This window comes from Bifidobacterium sp. UBA6881 (genome assembly GCA_002451435.1).
In the GTDB taxonomy this organism is placed as follows: Bacteria; Actinomycetota; Actinomycetes; order Actinomycetales; family Bifidobacteriaceae; genus Bifidobacterium.
In genome coordinates this window covers 2,275-5,620 of sequence record DKCF01000015.1, presented here as the reverse complement: position 1 = coordinate 5,620, position 3,346 = coordinate 2,275, and the positions used below count along the sequence as shown (strand labels likewise).

Below are 3,346 nucleotides of genomic sequence, written 5' to 3'. Positions count from 1 at the left end.
TCCACGATCGCGCCGGAGCCCTTGGCCTCACCGTCGCTGGTCGCCACGTCGATGGCGACCACGGAATCGGAGACTTCCTTGGCCACGGCGCTCCAGTCGATGGACTTGCCGGTCTTCGCGGTGGCGGAACCGGAGCCGGAGGTGTTGGACTTGACGTTGGCCAGCGAATTCGAGGACGGTACGCTGACCCAACCGTTGGAAATCGCCGTGAAGCCGACGCCAAGGCACAGGCCCGCGGACACCAGCGCCGCGACGACGACGGTGACGACCTGACCGGCATGCTTGGACTTGGCGGCCTTGGCGAACACACCACGCTTCGGTTGGCCTGGCTGGTTCGGCTGGTTCGGCGCGCCGAACGGATTGCCGAATGGGTTGCCATTGTTCGGGGTCGGCGGCACGCCTTCGCCATTCTGCCCCTGCGGGTTCAGGAACGGGTTGCCGTTGTTCTGCTGCGTGTTGCCCTGCTGGTCGTCATTGGCATACGGGTTGCCGAAGAAGGGATTGCCGTTCTGCGGCGGCATCTGCTGAGTCGGCGCCCCCTGCGGCTGGCCGTACGCGCCGTATTGCGGCTGGCCCGGCGCTGCGTTTCCGTTCGCGCCGGTCTGTTGTGCCGGCTGTGTCGGCACAGGGCCGTACGCGCCGTATTCCGGCGCGGGGCGATACGGACTGTTGGCCGAGGTCTCCGAAGCGTCAGGCGTCGGGCCACCGACCACCGTACTTTCGCCGGCCGCTGCCGCGTAGTTCGGCGCCACTTCCGAATCGTTCGTCGGCGCCGCGGCCGCGACGTTGTCCTGATCGGCCTTGTCCGAATCATCCAAACCATTCACCGGCAGCGTAATCGTCGGCTGCTCGTCCTTCGGGGTCTCGCCCGATTCGTGGGAAGTCTGCGCTTGTTCCGGAGCTGACTCAACCGGCTGCATCGGCACGGTCTGCTGCTCGTTATCCTGCGGCTGTGCGGCGTTCGGCTCGCGATTTTCTTCAGCCATTTTTGCTCCTTATTCGTCTCGCGGCATTTCACATAGTCAGCAATCGTGCCGCTCGAACTGCTATCTAAGAGTAAAGATAACCGCTCTGGAAGTTTCCTGAATGTTTATTGAAAGGAACACTCGAATCGTTCGTCAGGTCCCTCCGCAAAATCCACGATCGTATGAATTCGCGAACCAGATATAAGCCTCCGCGCACTTTTCAGGGACAATTCCGAAGCCTGCCGCAATCCATTCCTGGGAACAATTCGGCAGCCCCTCCCTAGAGCAAGCCCATTTCCAAGAACAATTCAGCAACCTGTCCCAAGGGCAACACCCATTCCAAGAGCAATCCGGCCCCGTCCCAAGAGCAACACCCATCCCCCAAAGGCAATCCAGCAACCCCTGCAACCCATTTGCGCTATATGTGGCAGAAGCAAGGTCATGCAAAAACTCGTTTACGCTATATGTGGCACTTCTCGATACGAGAAACCTCAAATAAGCTGCACAGATACCCCCTAATGTCCTTGTGCTCGTAGGGAACTGCCACATATAGCGAAAATCACATTCTCCAGCAGGGTAAACCTGCCACATATAGCGAAAATCAACCCATATCAGAACGAACGAAGCGGCCACCGCCGCAATCGGCGCTATCGCATACAGTGGGGAGCATGACAAGCATGAACGACTCACAAGCCAGTGCATCGGAAGCGCCCACCGCCATGGATGCCAGTGCGGTCACGCCCGCTGAGAACCTCATCGAGCACCCGCGTGGAACGGAGCCCGGCAAACCAGGCCGTCGCGACGCGTTTTACTTTGAGCAGAAAACCCGGTTGCCGAACGCCGCCGACGGCAAAGGCCGCGGCGGCGCGCGCTACGGCCGTACCGGCATCATCCACACGCCACACGGCGACATCCACACACCGGCGTTCGTACCGGTCGCCACTCAGGCCGCGATGAAGGCCGTGCTTCCTGAAACCATGAAGGACCTCGGCGCGCAATGCTTGCTGTCCAACGCGTTCCACCTGTTCGAGCGTCCCGGCGAGCAGGTGCTTGACGAAGCGGGCGGCCTCGCCAAATTCATGAACTGGAACGGTCCGACGTTCACCGATTCCGGCGGCTTCCAGGTGCTGTCGCTCGGCGCGGGCTTCAAAAAGACGCTCGCCATGGACGTGACGGGCATGAAGTCCGATGAGGTGATCGCCGAAGGCAAGGAACGCCTCGCGTTCGTGGACGAGGACGGCGTGACGTTCAAATCCCCACTCAACGGCGACAAGCACCGTTTCTCCGCCGAGATCTCCATGGGCATCCAGCACAAGATCGGCGCCGACATCATGTTCGCCTTCGATGAGCTGACCACGTTGATGAACACCCGCAGCTACCAGGAACGCTCCGTGGAACGCACCTACCGGTGGGCGCAGCGCTGCGTGGCCGAGCACAAGCGGCTCACCGAGGAACGGCTCGGCAAGCCGTATCAGGCGCTCTATGGCGTGGTGCAGGGCGCGAATTACGAGGATCTGCGCAGGCACGCCGCAGAGCAGATCGCCTCGCTGGATTTCGACGGTGTGGGCATCGGCGGCGCGATTGAGAAACGCATCATCGGCGACACCTGCGCATGGATCTGCGACGCGATGCCGGAGAACCGCCCGCGTCACGTGTTGGGCATCGCCGCGGTGGACGACATCTTCGCCTGCGTGGAGAACGGCGGCGACACGTTCGACTGCGTGGCCCCCGCGCGTTGTGGCCGCAACGGCGCAATCTTCACGCGTCGCGGACGCTATAACATCAAGCGAGCGCAGTTCAAGCACGATTTCGGCCCGCTTGAGGAAGGCTGCACCTGCTACACCTGCACGCATTATTCGCGCGCCTACGTGGATCATGCGTTGCGCGCCCGCGAATTCAACGGCTTCACGTTGGCGACGATTCATAACGAACGCTTCTTCGTGAAATTGCTCGATGACATCCGCGCTTCAATCGACGGCGGCTATTTCGACGAATTCCGCGACGAGACGCTTGCGAAGTTCTACGAGAACGGTTCAAAGGGCTGACTCGGCGCGTGTGCCGACCATGTTTGCGGTCGGCACACTCCATACGTTTCCCAACCGAACTGCCCGCTGGAATTGTCGGCTCGCGGCTCGTTCCGCTCGCTGCGACAATCGCGCGACACGCCGATTTGCTTATTCCAATGCCGAAGAGTAAATTAGTCGATTGTTCGCGAGCGTGGCGGAATGGTAGACGCGCTGTCTTCAGGTGGCAGTGAGCGTATGCTCGTGGGGGTTCAACTCCCCCCGCTCGCACCATGAATCAAAACCCCGAATCGTTGAAATTCCAACGATTCGGGGTTTTCTCATATCTGCTCGAAGGCGAAAATGTACTAAGAAATA

Annotated in this window: 1 protein-coding gene, 1 tRNA gene and 1 pseudogene; 2 read left to right on the top strand and 1 reads right to left on the bottom strand. The window is 60.6% G+C overall.

Going from position 1 to position 3,346, the window contains the following annotated elements:
• Window positions 1-986 (bottom strand): annotated as a pseudogene (locus tag B3C64_RS01155) (peptidase); the annotation flags it as partial.
• A gap of 698 nt (window positions 987-1,684) precedes the next feature.
• Between B3C64_RS01155 and tgt the strand changes: the two are divergent.
• Entirely contained in the window at window positions 1,685-3,010 is a 1,326-nt protein-coding gene (tgt, locus tag B3C64_RS01150) for a tRNA guanosine(34) transglycosylase Tgt (RefSeq protein ID WP_291533144.1), read from the top strand.
• Between the two features lie 166 nt (window positions 3,011-3,176).
• Window positions 3,177-3,262 (top strand) — tRNA-Leu (locus B3C64_RS01145).
• The last annotated feature ends 84 nt before the right edge of the window (window positions 3,263-3,346 follow it).

Coding starts and splice junctions, on each gene's coding strand:
- tgt (WP_291533144.1), top strand. CDS start 1,685: ATGGATGCCAGTGCGGTCACGCCCGCTGAGAACCTCATCGAGCACCCG.